Origin of the sequence: Actinomadura rubrisoli, assembly GCF_004349215.1 — a bacterium.
GTDB lineage: Bacteria > Actinomycetota > Actinomycetes > Streptosporangiales > Streptosporangiaceae > Spirillospora > Spirillospora rubrisoli.
This window is the reverse complement of sequence record NZ_SMKU01000187.1, coordinates 1-18,255: the sequence shown is the minus strand read 5'-3', so window position 1 is coordinate 18,255 and position 18,255 is coordinate 1. Positions and strand designations below refer to the sequence as shown.

The window sequence follows — 18,255 nt, the reverse complement described above, 5'->3', positions numbered from 1 at the left end:
GGTGGGGATGTACGCGGGGTACGGGCCGGTCAACCGCGCGTTCGACGCAGGCAAGATCGCCTACGGGTGGCAGACGTACGCCTGGTCCGGCGGAAGGTGGGACGACCGCGCCCAGCTCCAGCAGTACTCCAACGACCACGACATCAACGGCGTGGGCGTCGACTATGACCGCGCCGTGGACGGCGACTACGGGCAGTGGCGCGTCGGCGTCTCGCCCGAGGGAGACGACATGCCCGAGTACGTGTCCGTCGGTACCGGTACCGCGCAGCGGCTTCCGCCCGGCGAGTGGACGAACGTCAACTGGCACATCGACTACTCCGACACCCAGCACCAGCACAACGACGAGGGCGGCCCGAGCGTGCTGACCGGGGCGGCGCGCTATGCCCTGAGCGCGGCGGTGAAGATCGGCGGTGTTCCCGCGGGCACGCTGATCCAGGCGCGGGTCATCGAGGTGGAGAGCGCGGACACGAGCAAGTTCGAGCCCGGTCCCGTCCAGGACTTCGTCTCGGTGGGCGAGGAGACGAACGTGCTGTACGGGCTGGCGGCCGACACCGTCCGAGCCGGCCATCGGGTGCGATTCCAGGTCGCCCAGCACGGTGACGCCGCGGGCACGCTGACGGGCGGCGGCCTGAAGGTGTTCTTCTGGCGGTAGCCGCCCCTCAGACCTTCCAGGTCTTCCGGTAGGCGGGGTGGTCGGCGTACGGCATCGCGAGGAGCCGCAGCGTCGTGCAGCCCCCTTCGCGGACGGACTCGCCGCACGCCTGGCAGACGCCCGTGCCGTTGCTCCGCGTGTGGAGGTCCAGGAGCCGCCGCTTGACCTCGACCTCCGCCACCACCCGGGCCGGGTCGTGGCGGGCGATGTGCAGGGCGACGCCCTCCTTGACCCAGGAGACGTCCAGGACGTAGTGCGGGCCGGCCCCCGGGCGGCTGCGCAGCAGGTAGGTGTTCACGCTGCGCAGCGACACCTCGCGTTCGATGTGGTCCATGGGCCGCTGCCCGAGCCGCAGCCGCTCGCCGGTGCTGAGATCGATCCAGTGCCACCGCTCCCGGCCCGAGTCGTCCGGGCCGGGATGGGGACGGCTGCGGTGGTCGGCCGCCCACCGCGCGGTGTCGTCGTCCTCAAGGAGCCGGGCCCGCAGGAACTCCACCAGATCGTGCATGGGCCCATACTCCCCGGAACGCGTGCGCCTTTAGAAGCCGTCGTTGGTGTAGGGGGCCAGCGGGACGGAGAAGGCGCGGTCCAGGCGCTCGGCGGCGCCGGGGGTGTGCTCGGTGACCACGCCGAGGCGCGCGAGCATGCGCAGGCTGACGCCGCCCAGGTAGGCGGCGGCCAGCTCGGTGGTGTTCAGGGTGAGGTCCGGCGCGTCGCCGGTCTGCTCGCACGCGCCGGCGGCCAGGCGCCAGCGGCCCTGGTTGGCGGGCAGGCGCGCGTCGTGCAGATCGATGACCAGGCTGTCGGCGGACGCCCAGCTCCGGGCGCGCAGCGCGGCCGGGGCGTCGATGAGGCGGATCCAGAGCGCGCCGTACTCGCTTTTGACGGTGACCTGGTCGGGGTCGGCGGCCATGTACGGGATCAGGTCGTCCACGGGACGGCTGTCGGCCTTGACGCGGTCGGTCAGGTCGATCTCGGACAGGTACCGCCAGAGCGCGGCCTCGACCTGCGGGGTGTCGGCCTCCAGGTCCACCAGGTGGACCGTTCCCCTGCCGCTGTGGTGCGTCCGGTAGACCGCGTAGCCGCCGGGGTCGCCGTCCATGACGGCGATCCTGGGCTCGCTGAGGTCGTCGTCCTCCTCGTCCTCGCTGGGCAGAACGTTCTGGAGCCACCATTCGGCGTCGCGCACGAGGCCGCCGGGACGGCGCTCGATCGCGCGGGTGTGGATCGGCCCGATGACCTCGGCGGCGGCCTCGCGGTCGATCAGCCGGAGCGGGCGCGGGTCGGGCTCGGTGCGCAGCTTGAGCGGTCGCGAGGTGTCGATCTCCAGGCCGATGGCCCGGTCGGCGTTGCCGAACCCGTACCGTCCGTAGATCGCGCTCTGGGACGCCCAGAGCGCGGCCACCGGGCGGTTCGCGGCGATCGCGTCGGCGTGCATCCGTTCCATCATGGACGTGAGGACGCCGCGGCGCCGGTGGGTGGGCAGGACGCCGACGTAGGTGACCGCCGAGCAGTCCAGCAGGGCGCCGGGCACCGACAGCCGCATCGGGAAGGCGGCGAGCTGGCCCACCAGGGTGTCGCCCGCGTAGGTGCCGATGCGCTCGGAGCGCCGGGGCAGCCAGCGGTACCGCTCGTACTCGTCGTCCGCGGTGCGGCCGTGGAAGACCAGGTCGGCGAAGTTGATCATCCGGTCGAGGTCGGCCTCCGGAACCGGCCTGATCTCAAGATCGCTCATGCCTCCACGGTATTCCGCCGCGCAACCGGTTTTACGCCCGGTACCCGGCCTCACCAGGTGATCCGGTAATACCGGTGCCGATCGTCGGAGGAGACGAACTCCATGCCGGCGGCGGCCATGACCCGCTGGGAGGCGATGTTGCCGTGATCGGTGTCGCCCTCCACCGCGGCGACGCCGCTTCTGCGCGCGAACTCCAGGAGCGCGCGCAGCGCCTCGGTCGCGTAGCCCTTGCCCTGAGCCGCGGAGACCAGGCCGTACCCGATGGTGACGGTGCCGTTCTCGTCGGCGGCGCCGTGGAAGCCGAGGCCGCCGATGGCCAGCCCGTCCTCGCGGCGGCGGATCTCGTACGCGCCGAACGGCCGGGGGTCGCCCGCGTGCACGCACGTGGCGAGGTAGCGCCTGGCTCCGGCGAGGTCGCTGTCGGTCGGGTAGCCGCGGGCCCAGCCCGCGCCGGACGGTACGCCCTCGATCAGCGCCTCCGCCTCGGTGATGCTCAGCGGATGCAGGACGAGCCTGTCCGTCACGAGATCGTCCACGGCGCGACTCAGCCGCGCACGGGGGTGGCCGGAGGCTGCACGCGGGGTCACTGGTGGCTCAGCACGTTGACGACCCGGCCGTTGGGGTCGCGGACGAAGAACCGGCGCACTCCCCACTCCTCGTCCTGCAAGGGGTGCACGACCTCCGCGCCGCTCTCTTGCATCGCCGCGTAGGCCGCGTCCACATCGTCCACCTCAACGCTCATGTCGGGCACGACCGGCGCGGTCGCGTCGTGGCTCATGAACGTGACCTGCGCCGTGGGGTTGGACGGGGAGGCCAGCGTCATGACCCAGCCATGGTTCATGACCTCCTCGAACCCCAGCAGGCCGTAGAAGTACCTGCTCTCCTCCATGGCCTCGGATCGGATGTCGGGCATGACCCGGCGGATGGACATGGGAACTCCCCCTGGTAGGCGACGGTGAACGTATCCCTGATTCTCTCCGGCCTCGACCGCCGCAATCGATCCGGGTCACCAGCGAGCCTCCTAGCCCAGCGGACCGGGCGACGCACGTTCAGTGACCGGTCCGATCGGCCGTCAGGCACGTTCCGAGTTCGGCGCGGCGGGACGCCCCGGTCTTGGCTAAGAGGTTCGCCACGTGGGTGTCGATGGTGCGCGGGGACAGGAAGAGCCGCTCGGCGATCTGCCGGTTGGTGAGGCCCTCGGCGACCAGGAGCAGGACGTCCATCTCCCGGCCCGTGACACCGGCCGCGCGCAGGCCGGGCGGGACCCGGGTCTGCCCGCGGCTCCGCCGGGTCGGTGCCCCGGCCCGGCGGAGCAGATCGCGGGCCGTGCGGGCGAGGGCCTCGTCGGCGGCGTCCTCGAAGGCGGTGAGGTCGGCGCGCAGTTCGCGCACCGGGTCGCCCCAGCCGTCGGCGACGGCCGACTCCAGCGCCAGCAGCCGGCACAGCCGCCGCCACCACCCGCGATGGACCAGGGCCTGGTCCCCGGCCGCGAACTGCCGGACCGCCTCTTCGGGACGGCCCGCCCGGCCCGCCGCGACCGCGTCGGCGTAGTGCAGCGCGCCCCGGTTGACGCGGCGGAGCGCCGCGCTGGAGTAGCGCAGCGTCGCCAGGGCGGTTCCGCCGTCCTCCCCCAGCACGGTGCGCAGCAGGGCCCACAGGCCCCATTCGGCGACCGGCACCGTCTGGTGCTGTCCCCGCAGCGCCGTCACCGCGGTGGTGAGGAGGCGGTCGGCGCCCGCCAGGTCCCGGGCCATGATCCGGCAGAGCCCGCGCACCGCCGGGGCCAGTGCCGTGATCTCCAGCGGGACGTGCGGACGGCTCCGCGCGGCGTCCAATACCGTCTCCATCGCCGTGTGGTCGCCGGAGTGGGCGAGCCCGTAGGCGACGAACAGCTCCGCCACCGCCTGGGCGCCGGTCAGCCCCAGCCGCGCCGCCAGGTCGGCGGTCTCGCGGGCCAGCGGCAGCACGGCGCGCGGCCCGGTCACGATGACGCGCTGCTCGGCACGGAACAGGTCCACGGCGACGACCTCGGCCAGTTGCCCCAGTTCCAGCGCCAGCTCCCGCGCCTCCGTGAGCGCCGGGGATCCGGGATCGTCGTCGTCGCACTCGATGAAGGCCAGGCCGCTGAGCGCCCGGACGCGCAGCGGCAGCAGCCCGTGCTCGGCGGCCCGCCTGGCCGCGGCCGCGTAGTGGACGCGGGCCGCGGCGAAGTCGTGGCGCAGCGCGCACTGGCCGAGGACGACCAGCGCCTGGCAGTGCGCGGAACCGTCGCCGTCCCGCTCGGCCCCCTCCACCGCGGCCATGGCCAGCCGTGCCGCCCGTCGCAGGTCGCCGGCGCCGAACGCGGCGTTGGCGCCGATCACCAGCACCTGCGGGTCGGCGGGGCGTCCGGCGCGGTCGGCGTAGCGTTCCGCGTCGTCCCAGCGGCCCAGCAGGATCGCCGCGTCGGCCAGCCGCAGGCACAGCCGCGCGTGGTCGTCGCCGACCGCGTCGCCCAGCGCCCCGGCACCGGTCTCGACCGCGGCCTCCGCCTCCCCGAGCAGGGTGAGCAGCCGGATCCGTTCGATCACCACCGCCGTGCCGCCACCCGCCCTGTCCAGCAGGGCGCGGGCGTCCCGTAGCGCGCCCCGGTCCAGGTCGCGGCGTGCGAGGCGCAGGTAGATCCCGGCGGCGCGCTCCCGTTCCCCGGCGGCGGCCAGCAGGTCGGCGGCGCGGGTGTCGTCGCGTCCCAGCAGCGCCTCGCCCAGCCGCCGCGCCAGCACCGCCCGGTCCGCCGGCGGCACCCCCGCCAGCACGGCCTCACGGGTCAGCGCGTGCCGCCAGCCCAGCGCGTCCCCCTCCGGGACGACCAGCCTCGGCTGCGCGGCCCGCAGCGCACCGAGCACCCCCTCCTCCGGCACCCCGGCCGCCTCGCCGAGCAGCGTCCAGTCGGGCTCGCCGAGGACCGCCGCCGCCTCCAGAACCCGCCGCCGGTCGGGGCCGAGCGCGGCCAGGCGCTGCTCGACCAGCACCGCGAACGTCGGCGGCACCTCTCCTTCCAGGCCCTCCGCGACCAGCTCCTTGACCAGGAACGGCAGCCCGTCGGACTTGGCGACGGCCAGCTCCCGCAACCTCTCGGGCAGCGACGGCGCGCACCGGTCGGCCAGGGCGCGGACGTCCTCCCGCGTCAGCCGCCCCAGCCTGATGCTCAGGACCTCGGGGCGGGGAAGCAGGCGGTTCATCACGCACGGCGGGCACTCCTCCTCCCGCAGGGACGCCGCGACCAGCAACGGCGAGGTGGACAGGACGCGCGACAGGTACTCCAGGACGGCGAGGGTGTCGCCGTCCGCCCAATGCACGTCCTCCAGGACCAGCAGGCACCCGCTGTCACCGTTCAGCGTCCGCAGTAACCGGACCAGGCCCTCGCCCAGGACGACGACCGGGTCCACGCTTGAGGGCGTCGTCTCCCCGGCCCACTCGGGCAGCAGACGTCCCAGGGCCGCACGGTAGGGGCGCAGCTCGTCCCCCGTAAGGCGCGCGTCGCGCAGCAGTCCGGCCAGGGCCTCCGAGAGCGGCCGGTAGGCCCCGCCCCCCGCGACGGCGCTTCCCGTCAGGACCGACACGCCGCGTTCCCGCGCCCGCTCGATGGCCGCGCCGAGCAGGCGGGTCTTCCCGATTCCCGCCTCTCCCAGGACCAGCAGCACACCGCCCTTGCCCTGGGGAACGGCGCCGACCAGCTCGTCCACCCGTGCCAACTCGACCTCGCGCCCCACCATGGCGCCCCCGCTCCACATGCGCCAAGTATCCGCAGCCCCCGCGCGCCCGCCATCCGCCTTTCCACTGACAAACACCCGGCTACGTACTCCGTCCCGCTAACTCGGTAACGACTACCGATCCGCGCGTACGGCCCCTCACGCGAAGCTTCTGGACGTCAGCACAACCAATCGATCGGGGAGCACCCAAATTGCGCAAGCGTCTCGCCCTCACCGCGACGGCCGCCATGGCGGCCGCGCTCACCTCCGCGACCCCCGCCCACGCGGCACCGCAGGCGCCGGCCCACACGGCACCGCAGGCCGCCGTCGCCGGGCCCGGCCCCTTCTACTGGATCGTCAACGTCGCAACCGGCAAGGCGCTCCTGCCCTACCAGCACTCCAAGGAGCCCGGGCAAGCCCTCATCGTGAACAACGAGTTCACCGGCGGCGCCACCAACTGGAAGATCCGCGGGTCGGGCCACGACCGCCAGCTGGAGAACCGCCACTCGCACCTGTGCGCCAACTCCCTGCTCACCAACGGCTTCCTCCGCCAGGAGTACTGCGGGTCCCCCGGCACGACGTGGACGGTCTCCAACTACGACGACATGTGGGCCGGAAGGCCGGTCACCTGGCGCAACACCTACACCCACCAGTGCATGACCCAGTTCGGCATCGCCGCCAAGGCCACCCCCTGCACCGGCGACTCCACCCAGCGCTTCAAGCTCATCTACGTCCCCGGCACCTGACCCCGGACGTCCCGACGGCCCCCTCCAGACTCCGGAGGGGGCCATCAACCGTCCCGCCGCTGCTCAGGTCAGCCTCTGATCAGGGTGGCCAGGCATTCGACGTGGTGGGTCATGGGGAAGGCGTCGAAGGCGCGGAGGGACTCCAGGGTCCAGCCGCGTTCGCCGAAGTAGGACAGGTCGCGGGCCAGGGTGGCGGGGTCGCAGGAGACGTAGGCGATCTTGCGGCCGGCGAGGCGGGTGATCTGCTGGACGACGTCGCGGCCGGCGCCGGTGCGGGGTGGGTCGAGGACGACCAGGTCGGCGCGGCGGACGCGGGCGCCGCCCTGGTGGCCGTGGTCGCCGCCGCGCTTGTTCTGGGCGCGGGACGCGGTGGCGGCGCGGCCGAACTCCAGGTCGGCGACGACGTCCTCGACGGGGCCGCGCTCGATGGACACGTTCGGCAGGTCGCGCAGGTTGAACCGCGCGTCGCGGACGGCCTGCCCGTCGGACTCGACCCCGACGACGAGGCCGGACGGGCCGATGCGGTCGGCGAGGACGCCGGTGAACAGGCCGACGCCGCAGTACAGGTCGAGGGCGATGTCGCCGGGCTTGGGCTCCAGGGCCTCGACCACGGCGTCGGCGAGCAGCTGCGCGGCGCCGGGGTGGACCTGCCAGAAGCCGCCGCCGCTGATCTGGTACAGCCGCCCGGACACCGACTCGCGGACGTAGGGCAGGTTGGCGCCGGGCTCGGGCTTGCCGCGGACGAGCCGGACCGGCACGTCCAGCCGGGGCACCCGGATCTTGCGGCGGTCGCGGCCGCGCAGGACGACCAGCCGGTCGCCGGTGGAGGCGGACACGATGCCCTCCACGCCGGACGCGCCGGGCCAGCGCTTGCGCTCGATGCCCATCAGCTCCACGCCGGGGTGGGCGATCAGGCACTCGTCGACGGGCTCGATGTCGTGGGAGCGGTGGCGGCGCAGGCCGACGTCGCCGTCCACGACGGCGAACTGGACGCGGGTGCGCCAGCCCAGGCCGGGCGGCGGGACGATCTCGCTGTCGACCGGGTAGGGCACCTCCTCGACCGTGACCGTGCGCGTGATGCCGGCGAGGCGCTGGAGCTGCTCCTGCACCACGGCCGCCTTGAGCGCGCGCTGCGCGGGCAGCGAGGCGTGCTGCCAGTCGCAGCCGCCGCAGCGGCCGGGGCCGGCGAAGGGGCAGGGCGCCTGGACGCGGTCGGGCGACGCCTCGATGATCTCCACGGCGTCGGCGCGCAGGAAGTTCTTGGTGGTGTCGGTGACGCGGGCCCTGACCCGTTCGCCGGGCAGGGCGTGCCGGACGAAGACCACGCGGCCCTCGTGGCGGGCGACGCAGAAACCGCCGTTGGCGACGTTGCCGACCTCCAGTTCGAGGAGGTCGGAGCCGGGCTGGAGATCAGTCACGGTCCGAAACGATACCGCCACCTTGGCGTGCGTCGGCCGCCGTGCGCGGCGGGCGGCGGGACGCCCCGGGGCCCGGCGGCTCCGTCCGGCCCTTGAGGCGGTCGGAGGAGTGCAGCTGCCAGGCGACGCTGGTCACCATGACGCCCGGCTGGAACAGCAGCCGGCCCTTCAGGCGCAGCGCGGACTGGTTGTGCAGGAGCTGCTCCCACCAGTGCCCGACGACGTACTCGGGGATGAAGACGGTGACGACGTCGCGGGGGCTCTTGCGGCGGACGCTCTTGACGTAGGAGAGGACGGGCCGGGTGATCTCCCGGTACGGGGAGTCGAGGATCTTCAATGGGACGGGGATGTCGAGCGCGTCCCACTCCTCCTGGAGGCGCTGCGACTCCTGCGCGTCCACCGCGACCGTGACGGCCTCCAGGGTGGACGGACGGGTCGCGCGGGCGTAGGCCAGGGCCCGCAGCGTCGGCTTGTGGATCTTGGAGACCAGGACGATGCCGTGGTTGCGGGCGGGCAGCGCGACGTCCTCGCCGGAGGGAACCAGCTCGTCGGCGACGCGGTCGTAGTGCCGCCGGATCCCCTTCATCAGCACGAACAGCACCGGCATCGCGATGCAGACGATGTAGGCGCCCAGCGCGAACTTGGTGATCAGCACGACGACCAGGACGATGCCGGTGAGGGTGGCGCCGAACGCGTTGATGCCGCGGGAGGTCCGCATCCGGCGGCGCCGCACCGGGTCCTGCTCGGCCGCCAGCAGGCGGTTCCAGTGCCGGACCATGCCGACCTGGCTGACGGTGAAGGAGACGAAAACCCCGACGGTGTACAGCGGGATCAGCCGGCTGACGGAGGCGTCGTAGGCGTAGATCAGCAGCCCGGCCATGGTGGCCAGGATGATGATGCCGTTGCTGAAGGCGAGCCGGTCGCCGCGGGTGTGGAGCTGGCGCGGCAGGTAGCGGTTCTGGGCGAGCACCGAGCCGAGCACCGGGAAGCCGTTGAAGGCGGTGTTGGCCGCCAGGAACAGGATCAGCGCGGTCATCGCGGTGACCAGCGCGAAGCCGGGGGTGAAGTTGCTGAACACGGTGTGCGCGACCTGGGCGATCACCGGGTCGGCCTCGGCGACCTCCTTGCCGGTGGACGGGTCGACCAGGTGGCTGCCCTGGTCGGGCTCGGCGAACTTGGCGTCGGTGATGTAGGCGAACGCGGTCACGCCGCCGAACATCGTCATCGCGACGGTCCCCAGCGCCAGCAGCGTGATCGCCGCGTTCTCGCCCTTGGGCTTTTTGAAGGCGGGCACGCCGTTGCTGATCGCCTCGACGCCCGTCAGCGCGGCGCAGCCGGACGAGAACGCACGCAGCAGCAGGAACACCAGCGCGAATCCGGCGACGTCCATCTCGTCGCCGCGGACCTCGAAGTGCGCGGTCTCGGCCTGCAGGTCGGTGCCCACGGCCAGGCGCGTGAGGCCCCACAGCAGCATGCTGATGATCGCGAACATGAACAGGTAGGTGGGGACGGCGAAGGCCACCCCCGCCTCCTTCAGGCCCCGCAGGTTCCCGATGGTGAGCAGCACGACGATCACGAGCGCGACGCCGACCTCGTGCGGCTGCATGAACTCCAGCAGCGCCCCGAGGTTCTCCACGCCGGACGACACCGAGACCGCGACCGTCATGACGTAGTCGACCAACAGCGCGCTGGCGACGACCACGCCCCAGTTGTCGCCGAGGTTGGTGGTGGCGACCTCGAAGTCGCCGCCGCCGCTCTGGTAGGCCCGGACGTTCTGCCGGTAGGACGCGACCACGGTGAGCAGGATCACCACCACGGCCGCGGCCACCCAGGGGGTGTAGCGGTACATCACCAAACCGCCCGCCCCCAGGGCGAGCAAGATCTCCTGCGGTGCGTAGGCCACCGACGACAGCGCGTCACTGGCGAACACGGGCAGCGCGATGCGCTTGGGCAGCAGCTGCTCGTGCTGCTGGGAGCTGCTCAGCGCGCGGCCCAGCAGCAACCGTTTTGTAAGGTCCGGAACCTTCGACACGGAACGAGACTCTAGCCCGTCGTCGTGACGCCTTTTCGTGGGCCCGCCATGGGCCCCCGATGGGCCCCCGGCAGGCCCTTCGCAGCCTGGCCACTGGTCCCGCGCGGACGGGCGCTTCAACGTGCTGGGCGGAAAGCTGGTTGGGTAGTACTCGCCTGGGGGGATGTGTAGGTTTGCAGCCCGGCAGGGATCATTCACGAAGGAAGCGATCCTCGGGTGCGCACGGCGTCGGCAGGCCACGACGAATGCCGTGCACGGCGGGGGGCTCAGGGGGAGCGTCCTCCTGGACGAGATGAAGGAACGGCCGTGCATATCGTGATCATGGGATGCGGGCGGGTCGGGTCGACGCTCGCCCACATCCTGGAGGACAAGGGCCATTCCGTGGCCATCATCGACCAGAGCCCGGAGGCGTTCCGCCGGCTGCGCAGCGGGTTCAGGGGCCGCCGCATCACCGGGTTCGGGTTCGACCGCGATGTGATCGCCGAGGCCGGCATCGAGCACGCGTCGGCGTTCGTGGCCGTCAGCAGCGGCGACAACTCCAACATCATCTCCGCGCGGGTGGCACGCGAGACGTTCGGCGTCGACAACGTGGTCGCCCGGATCTACGACCCCCGCCGCGCCGAGGTCTACCAGCGGCTCGGCATCCCGACGGTCGCGACCGTCCGGTGGACCGCCGACCAGATCCTGCGCCGCCTGCTCCCCGAGGGCGCCGAGCCCCTGTGGCGCGACCCGACCGGCGCCGTCGTGCTCGCCGAGCTGGACACCGGGCACCTGTGGGTGGGCGAGAAGGTCGCCGCGCTGGAGGAGCACGCGGGCACCCGCGTGGCGTTCCTGTCCCGGATGGGCGAGGCCCTCGTCCCCGAGCGGGACACCGTCATCCAGGACGGCGACATCGTGCACATCATGGCGCGGGCCGACGACGTGGAGCGCGTCAACGCCGCCGTCGCGGCGCGGAACGGAGAGGACGCCTGATGCGGGTCGCGATCGCCGGGGCGGGCGCCGTGGGGCGCTCCATCGCCCAGGAGCTGCTGGAGAACGGCCACGAGGTGCTGCTGATCGACAAGAGCCCGAAGGCCATCAAGGTCGAGATGGTGCCGCGGGCCGAGTGGCTGCTGGCCGACGCCTGCGAGATCTCCGCGCTGGACGACGCGGCGCTGGAGCGCTGCCAGGTGGTGGTCGCCTCGTCCGGCGACGACAAGGTGAACCTGGTGGTGTCGCTGCTGGCCAAGACCGAGTACGGGGTGCCGCGCGTCGTCGCCCGGATCAACCACCCGAAGAACGAGTGGCTGTTCAACGAGTCGTGGGGCGTGGACGTGGCCGTGTCGACGCCGCGGCTGCTGTCGGCGCTCGTCGAGGAGGCCGTCAGCGTCGGCGACCTCGTCCGGCTGATGACGTTCCGGCAGGGCGAGGCGAACCTGGTCGAGCTGACGCTGCCCGAGGACGCGCCGCTCGGCGGCGAGCGGGTCGGATCGGTGGCCTGGCCGCGCGACACGGCGCTGGTGGCGATCCTGCGGGAGGGCCGGGTGCTGGTGCCGACCGCCGACGACACCCTGGAGCCCGGCGACGAGCTGATGTTCGTCGCCACCCAGGACGTAGAGGACGAACTCGCCGAACTCTTGAGCGCTCGGTGAGGCACGTGCTAAGCCGTGGGACGGTGGCCGCGTTCCAAGGGGGTGCGGCCGCGGGCTAGGAGCCAGACCATTGCGGCCAGGGCGGCGACCTGGAGGGGCCAGCCCATGGCGATCTTTGCGGGGCCCAGGAGGCCGCTCTGGTCGCCGTCGGCGAGGTAGATCGGGTACTGGACGGCGACCCGGGCGGCGCAGGGCAGGACGAGCAGCCAGGTGAGCCGGGAGCACAGTCGGACGATGCCGGGGTCGGCCCGCCAGGCCGTCGGGTCGCCGGTGACCGAGCCGATGATGAAGCCGACGACGGGCCAGCGGACGGCGATCGAGAAGATCATGGCGGCGGCGTAGCCGGCATTGAGCATGATGCCGGGCAGGAAGGCGTTCTCGGCCTTGCCCGAGCGCAGCGCGAAGAACGCGGCGATGGCGATGCCGACGAGGCTGTTGAGGACGAACTGGGGGCTGGAGCGCTGCGCGATCCGGACCAGGAGCAGCGCGACGGCCGCGCCCACGCCGGCGCCGACGGCGAGCTTGACGTCCTTGGACGCGACGTAGGTGCCGGTGAAGGCGATCGTGGGGACGGCCGCCTCGATCATGCCGCGGACGCCGCCGAGCGCCTTGGTGAGCTGGGCGCGCACCGCCGCCTCGACGGTGTCGTGCGCCTCCACCGCCGAGGTCGCGGAGGTCGCCGGAGGGGCCGGGGCGGCCGCTGAGGCGCCGCCGGGCGGGGCTCCGCCGGACGCCGAGGCTTCCGCGGTGTCCACCGCGGCGCCTGCCGTGCCGTCGCCGGCCGTCTCGCGGGGGGCCTCGGTGCTCCCGCTGTCGTCCCGTTCGCTCACGTCGCTTCTCCCGGCCGCGCGCGGCGGCTCACGAACCGCCGCGCAGCTCGTATCGCGGATTGAACATGACCTTGCGCCCGTCCTGCACGCTCACCAGCCCCTCGGCGCGCAGCCGGCGCCCCGGGTCGATGCCGGCGATCCTGCGGCGGCCCAGCCAGACCAGGTTGATCACGTCGGTGCCGTCGTAGAGCTCGGCCTCCAGGGCGGGCGCCCCGCCGCGCGGGCGGAGCGTCACCGTACGTAGGGTACCCGCTACGCAGTGCCGCTTGCGCGCGGCGCAGTCGGTGATCGGGGTGGCGCCCTCGACGCCGCTGGTCTTCTGCAGCTCCTCGGCTTCGAGCTCGGCCTTGCTCGACGCCATGCGCCGCAGGAAGCGCCGCAGGCCGCCCTTGCCGCGCCCGGACTCCGCGGGGTCGGTCTCCGGCGGTGTGCCGGCCGAAACCTCGTCCATATTTGGAAGCGTATGGCATCCCGGGGTGAATCGGACCCTCGGCCGCGGGACGAATCGGCGCGGCCTGCCCGGGCCCCGGCGCGGCCGCGGATGATCAGGGCTCGAAGCGGTAGCCCATGCCCGGCTCGGTGATCAGATGGCGCGGATGGGCCGGGTCGGCCTCCAGCTTGCGCCGCAGCTGGGCGAGGTAAACGCGCAGGTAGTTGGTCTCCGTCTCGTAGGCGGGGCCCCATACCTCGCGCAGGAGCTGCCGCTGGGCGACCAGCCGGCCGGCGTTGCGGACGAGCACCTCCAGGATGTGCCACTCGGTCGGGGTCAGCCGCACGCCCGTGCCGTCCCGGACGACCTTCTTCGCGGCGAGGTCCACGCTGAACCCGGCCGCCCGGACGATCGCGGCCTCCTCGGCCGGGGCGGCGCGGCGGACGGCGGCGCGGAGCCGGGCGAGCAGCTCGTCCATGCCGAAGGGCTTGGTGACGTAGTCGTCGGCGCCGACGTCCAGCGCCTCGACCTTGTCGCCCGACCCGTGCCGCGCCGACAGCACGATGATCGGCGCGCTGAGCCAGCCGCGCAGGCCCTGGATGACCTCGGTGCCCTCCATGTCCGGCAGCCCCAGGTCGAGGACGATCACGTCCGGATGGCGGCGCGCGGCCAGGTCGAGGGCGCCGCGGCCGTCGCCGGCCGCGTCGACCTCGTAGCCGCGGGCCCGCAGGTTGATCCGCAGCGCCCGGACGAGCTGCGGCTCGTCGTCCACGACGAGTACGCGCGTCACGCGCCCTCCCCCTTCTCGCGGTCCTCGGTCCCCGTCCGGGCGGACGGGAGGGCCAGGACCATGGTCAGCCCGCCCCCGGGGGTGTCCTCGGGGGCCAGCGTGCCGCCCATCGCCTCGGCGAAGCCCCGGGCCACGGCGAGGCCCAGGCCGACGCCGGACCCCTTGGGGGCGTCACCGAGCCGCTGGAACGGCGCGAACATGCGCTCCTTGGCCTGGCCGGGCACGCCGGGGCCGCGGTCGACGACGCGCACCTCAGTTCGTCCGGCGCAGGGTCCGGCGCACAGCTCGGACGCGGTGACCAGGACGGGCGCCGGGCCGTAGCGCGCCGCGTTCTCGATCACGTTGGCGAGCGCCCGCTCCAGGAGCCCGGCGTCGGCCATGACCGGCGCGAGGGTCTCGGGGATCTCCAGGCGGACGCGCCGGCCGGGGACGTTCAGCAGCGCCCTGGGCAGCACCTCCTCCAGCGACACCGGGCGGATCAGCGGGATGACCACGCCGGTCTGGAGGCGGGACATGTCCAGCAGGTTGCCGATGAGGCCGTCGAGCCGGTCGGCGGACTCCTCCACCGAGGCGAGCAGCTCCGCCTCGTCCTCGGGGGCCCACTCCACGTCGGTGGCGCGCAGGCCGCTCACCCCCGCCTTGATCGAGGCGAGCGGGGTGCGCAGGTCGTGCGAGACGGCGGCGAGCAGCGCGGTGCGGATCTTGTTGCCCTCCTCCAGGCGGCGCGCCCGCGCGGCCTCCTCGGCGAGGCGCCGCCATTCCAGGACGGCCCCGGCCTGCGAGGCGAAGGCCGTCAGCACGCGCCGGTCGGCGGCGGGCAGGACCCGCCCGCTCAGCGCGAGGACCGAGTCCTCGGCGACCTGGACGGTGGTCTCGGCCGCGGCCGGGTCGGCGGCGGGACGCTCCCCGGTGGCCCCGGCCGTGGCCCAGCCCTCGCCGGTGCGCTCCAGCAGCGCGACGGACCGGACGCCGAAGGTCTCCCTGACCCGCTCCAGCAGCGCGGGCAGCGCCTTCTCGCCCCGCAGCACCGTGGTCGCGAGCAGGCTCAGCGTCTCGGCCTCGGCGCCCGCCCGCGCGGCCTGCCGCGTCCGCCGGGCGGCGAGGTCCACCACCGACGACACGGCCACCGCGACCGCGACGAACACGGTCAGCGCGAGCGCGTTCGCGGGCTCCCCGATCGTGAAGGTGTGCACCGGCGGCGTGAAGAACCAGTTGAGCATGAGGAACCCGGCGACCGCGGCGGCGACGGCGGGCCATAGGCCGCCGACCAGCGCCACGCCGACCGTGAGGAGCTGGAAGAGCAGCATGTCGGTGTTGAGCGCGGGCTCGCTCGCGGCGGAGTCGAGCCCGGCGGTCAGCAGCAGCGGGCCGACCAGCGCCAGCACCCACCCGCAGACGCGGCGGCGGGCGCTCAGCGGGCTGCCCGCGAGCCGCACCGGGCCGCGTCCCCTGCCCGCGCGCTCGTGCGTGACCAGGTGGACGTCGACGTCGCCGGCCTCGCGGGCGACGGTGGCGCCCACGCCGGGACCGAGGACGAACTGCCAGCCGCGCCGCCTGCTGGACCCGAGCACGACCTGGGTGGCGTTCACGCCCCGCATGAACTCCAGCAGCGCCGTGGCCACGTCGTCGCCGACGACCTGGTGGTAGCTGCCGCCCACGCTCTCCACCAGGGCGCGGCGGCGGGCGAGCGTCTGCGCGAGCGGCTGCTCGGTGAGGCCGTCGCTGCGGCTGACGTGCACGGCGAGCAGGTCGGCGCGGCCGGCACGGGCGGCGATGCGCGCGGCCCGCCGGACCAGCGTCTCCCCCTCGGGCCCGCCGGTGAGCCCGACGACGATGCGCTCCCTGGCCTCCCAGGGCTCGGTGATGCCGTGCCGTCCCCGGTAGCGGGCGAGGCCCTCGTCGACCCGGTCGGCCACCCACAGCAGCGCCAGCTCGCGCAGGGCCGCGAGGTTGCCGACGCGGAAGTAGTCGGCGAGGGCCGCGTCGACCATCTCGGGCGGGTGCACGTTGCCGTGCGCCAGCCGCCGCCGCAGCGCCTCCGGGGACATGTCGACCAGTTCGATCTGGTCGGCGCGCCGGACCACCTCGTCCGGGACGGTCTCGCGCTGCGCGGTGCCGGTGATCCGCTCGACCACGTCGTTCAGCGACTCCAGGTGCTGGATGTTGAGCGTGGAGACGACGTCGATCCCGGCGTCCAGGATCTCCTCGACGTCCTGCCAGCGCTTGGCGTTGCGGGAGCCGGGGATGTTGGTGTGGGCCAGCTCGTCCACCAGCGCGACCTCGGGACGCCGCGCGAGGACCGCGTCCAGGTCCAGCTCGGTGAGCGGGGAGCCGCGGTGGGCCGTCTCGCGGAGCGGGACGGCCTCCAGCCCCGCCAGCAGCTCGGCGGTGCGGGCGCGGCCGTGCGTCTCCACGAGCGCGGCGACCACGTCGGTGCCGCGCCCGGCCCGGCGGCGGCCCTCGCCGAGCATCGCGAACGTCTTGCCCACGCCGGGTGCCGCGCCCAGGTAGATGCGCAGCGTGCCCCGTGTCCCCACGGCGATCGCCTCCCCCGCCGGAAATGTACCAAGTGGATGTGGAATGAAGCATTCCGTTCTGATATTATCGGAACAGAGCATTCCGCTCCAGATGAAGGGATGAGCCGTGACCGCCACGATCGACGCACCGATCGCCCCGCCCCAGACCTCACCGAAGGCCCGTCCGGAGAACGGCTCCGCGTCCCCGCGCCGCTGGCTCGGCCTGTCGGCGATCCTGGCCGCGACCCTCCTGAACCTGCTCGACTCCACCGTCGTGAACGTCGCGGCCCCCGCGATCCGGGCGGACCTCGGCGGGTCCCTCGCCGCGCTCCAGTGGATGGCCGCCGGCTACACCCTCGCCCTCGCCGTGGCGCTGCTGACCGGCGGCCGCCTCGGCGACATGTTCGGCCGCAAGCCCGTCCTGCTCGCCGGGGCCGCCGGGTTCCTGGCGACCTCCGTCGCCTGCGCGTTCGCCTGGTCGCCCGAGAGCCTGATCGCCGCCCGGGTGGCGCAGGGCCTGTTCGCCGCCGTGATGGTCCCGCAGGGCTTCGGGCTGATCCGCGACCTGTTCGGCAAGGACGTCGGCAAGGCGTTCGCGCTGTTCGGGCCCGTGATCGGGCTGGCCACGATCCTCGGCCCGGTGGTCGCGGGCCTGCTGATCGACGCCGACCCGCTCGGCACCGGCTGGCGCGCGATCTTCCTGCTGAACGTGCCGGTCGGCGCGTACGCGCTGGTCGTCGGCGCGCGGGTCCTGCCGGCGCCGTCCACCACCGACCGCTCCGGCGGCCTGGACGTCACCGGGATGCTGCTCGGCGGGACCGGGATGAGCATGCTCGTCTACCCGCTCGTCCAGGGCCGCGAGCTCGGCTGGCCCGCCTGGTCGCTGGCGCTGCTCGCCGGATCCGTGCCCGTCCTGGCCCTGTTCGTCCTGCACCAGCTGCGCCGCGGGCGCTCGGGCCGGACGCCGCTGGTCCGGCTCAGCATGTTCGCCGACCGGTCCTACGGCTCCGGCGTGCTGTTCGTCGTCGTGTTCTTCGGGACGATCACCGGGTCGTCGCTCGCCGTGGGCCTGTTCCTCCAGCTCGGCCTCGGCCGCGCTGGAGTCGGTCCAGCAGCTCGGCGCCTCGCTCGGCATCGCGGTCCTCGGCACGGTCTTCTTCGGGGTCGTCGGCGCGCAGGCCGGGCACAACTTCGACACCGAGGCCGCCCCGGCGCTGCGGGCCGAGCCGGCCGCGGCGGGCGTCCCGGCGGACGCGCGGGAGCGGATCACCGCCGGGCTTCGGGTCTGCGTCCAGGACCGCGAGCGCTCCGACGAGCCCGACACCGTCCCCGCGAGCTGCACCCGCGCGGGCACCGGCATGGGCACCGGCGCGGGCGCTCCGGTGATCGCCAAGGCCGCCGCGGCCGCGGGCCTGGCGACCCACGAGCACGGCGCGCTGGACGCCGCCGAGAAGGTGGCGGGGCTGACCCTCGCGCTCACCGGCGCCGCGTTCGGAGTCGCCTTCCTCCTGCCGCGCCGGGCGCGCGCCGCCTGAGCACCCGGGACCCGAGCACCCGGGACCGGCGGGCCGTCACCCAATCGAGACATCGAATTTCCGGCGGCCCGCCGGTCCCGATCTTCCCCAGCGTCTATGTTGCCATACCATTCTCACCCTCCGTAGAGACTTCACTACGGAGAGATCAACCTTTCAGCGGGAAATCGGGCGGGGAACGGGATGCTGGGCGAGTTCGGGGGACGCGACGG

The 18,255-nt window shown here is 73.5% G+C and carries 15 protein-coding genes and 1 pseudogene; 5 read left to right on the top strand and 11 right to left on the bottom strand.

Annotated features, from left to right (window positions below; genetic code table 11):
- Positions 1-652 (top strand): annotated as a pseudogene (locus E1298_RS49665) (hypothetical protein); the annotation flags it as partial.
- A gap of 7 nt (positions 653-659) precedes the next feature.
- Here E1298_RS49665 and E1298_RS28875 read toward each other — a convergent pair.
- From E1298_RS28875 to E1298_RS28855, 5 genes are all read right to left on the bottom strand, one after another.
- Positions 660-1,160, bottom strand: a complete 501-nt coding sequence (locus tag E1298_RS28875; protein WP_131898751.1) for a DUF6221 family protein — start codon at positions 1,158-1,160, stop codon at positions 660-662.
- A 30-nt stretch (positions 1,161-1,190) separates the two neighbouring features.
- Positions 1,191-2,387 (bottom strand): GNAT family N-acetyltransferase, encoded by a 1,197-nt coding sequence (locus E1298_RS28870; RefSeq protein WP_131898749.1) that lies wholly within the window; start codon positions 2,385-2,387, stop codon positions 1,191-1,193.
- A 50-nt stretch (positions 2,388-2,437) separates the two neighbouring features.
- The gene (locus tag E1298_RS28865; RefSeq protein WP_131898747.1) at positions 2,438-2,923 is read right to left on the bottom strand and encodes a GNAT family N-acetyltransferase; all 486 of its coding nucleotides are present in this window, start codon (positions 2,921-2,923) and stop codon (positions 2,438-2,440) included.
- A gap of 47 nt (positions 2,924-2,970) precedes the next feature.
- Positions 2,971-3,318 carry a VOC family protein gene (locus E1298_RS28860; protein ID WP_131898745.1) on the bottom strand — a complete coding sequence of 116 codons (348 nt, stop codon included), beginning with the start codon at positions 3,316-3,318 and terminating at the stop codon, positions 2,971-2,973.
- Positions 3,319-3,436: 118 nt separating this feature from the next.
- Positions 3,437-6,160 carry an ATP-binding protein gene (locus tag E1298_RS28855; protein ID WP_131898743.1) on the bottom strand — a complete coding sequence of 908 codons (2,724 nt, stop codon included), beginning with the start codon at positions 6,158-6,160 and terminating at the stop codon, positions 3,437-3,439.
- A 170-nt stretch (positions 6,161-6,330) separates the two neighbouring features.
- Between E1298_RS28855 and E1298_RS28850 the strand changes: the two genes are divergently transcribed.
- The gene (locus E1298_RS28850; RefSeq protein WP_131898741.1) at positions 6,331-6,864 is read left to right on the top strand and encodes an RICIN domain-containing protein; all 534 of its coding nucleotides are present in this window, start codon (positions 6,331-6,333) and stop codon (positions 6,862-6,864) included.
- A 68-nt stretch (positions 6,865-6,932) separates the two neighbouring features.
- Here the strand turns inward: E1298_RS28850 and E1298_RS28845 are convergent, their stop codons facing one another.
- Both E1298_RS28845 and E1298_RS28840 read right to left on the bottom strand, forming a co-directional pair.
- Positions 6,933-8,282, bottom strand: coding sequence for a class I SAM-dependent RNA methyltransferase (locus E1298_RS28845; RefSeq protein WP_131898738.1), 1,350 nt, complete (start codon positions 8,280-8,282; stop codon positions 6,933-6,935).
- Positions 8,275-10,314 carry an APC family permease gene (locus E1298_RS28840; protein ID WP_131898736.1) on the bottom strand — a complete coding sequence of 680 codons (2,040 nt, stop codon included), beginning with the start codon at positions 10,312-10,314 and terminating at the stop codon, positions 8,275-8,277. Before E1298_RS28840 ends, E1298_RS28845 begins: the two co-directional genes overlap by 8 nt.
- A gap of 306 nt (positions 10,315-10,620) precedes the next feature.
- Here E1298_RS28840 and E1298_RS28835 point away from each other — a divergent pair, with 306 nt between their 5' ends.
- Positions 10,621-11,286 (top strand): potassium channel family protein, encoded by a 666-nt coding sequence (locus E1298_RS28835; RefSeq protein ID WP_131898734.1) that lies wholly within the window; start codon positions 10,621-10,623, stop codon positions 11,284-11,286.
- Complete coding sequence (locus tag E1298_RS28830; protein ID WP_131898732.1) at positions 11,286-11,945, top strand: potassium channel family protein; 660 nt, start codon at positions 11,286-11,288, stop codon at positions 11,943-11,945. Before E1298_RS28835 ends, E1298_RS28830 begins: the two co-directional genes overlap by 1 nt.
- Before the next feature lie 8 nt (positions 11,946-11,953).
- Here E1298_RS28830 and E1298_RS28825 read toward each other — a convergent pair whose 3' ends face one another.
- From E1298_RS28825 to E1298_RS28810, 4 genes are all read right to left on the bottom strand, one after another.
- Positions 11,954-12,775 (bottom strand): DUF3159 domain-containing protein, encoded by an 822-nt coding sequence (locus E1298_RS28825; RefSeq protein ID WP_424923156.1) that lies wholly within the window; start codon positions 12,773-12,775, stop codon positions 11,954-11,956.
- A gap of 28 nt (positions 12,776-12,803) precedes the next feature.
- A complete protein-coding gene (locus E1298_RS28820; protein ID WP_131898730.1) occupies positions 12,804-13,226 on the bottom strand; it encodes an OB-fold nucleic acid binding domain-containing protein in 423 nt (140 codons plus the stop codon).
- Positions 13,227-13,320: 94 nt separating this feature from the next.
- Positions 13,321-13,995: a response regulator gene (locus E1298_RS28815; RefSeq protein WP_131898728.1), complete on the bottom strand. Its 675-nt coding sequence runs from the start codon at positions 13,993-13,995 to the stop codon at positions 13,321-13,323.
- The gene (locus E1298_RS28810) at positions 13,992-16,532 is read right to left on the bottom strand and encodes a sensor histidine kinase (RefSeq protein ID WP_279499246.1); all 2,541 of its coding nucleotides are present in this window, start codon (positions 16,530-16,532) and stop codon (positions 13,992-13,994) included. The genes E1298_RS28815 and E1298_RS28810 overlap by 4 nt, the downstream gene beginning before the upstream one ends.
- Positions 16,533-16,638: 106 nt before the next feature.
- Between E1298_RS28810 and E1298_RS28805 the strand changes: the two genes are divergently transcribed.
- On the top strand, positions 16,639-18,255 hold a 1,617-nt coding region (locus tag E1298_RS28805), incomplete at its 3' end, for an MFS transporter (RefSeq protein ID WP_207944893.1).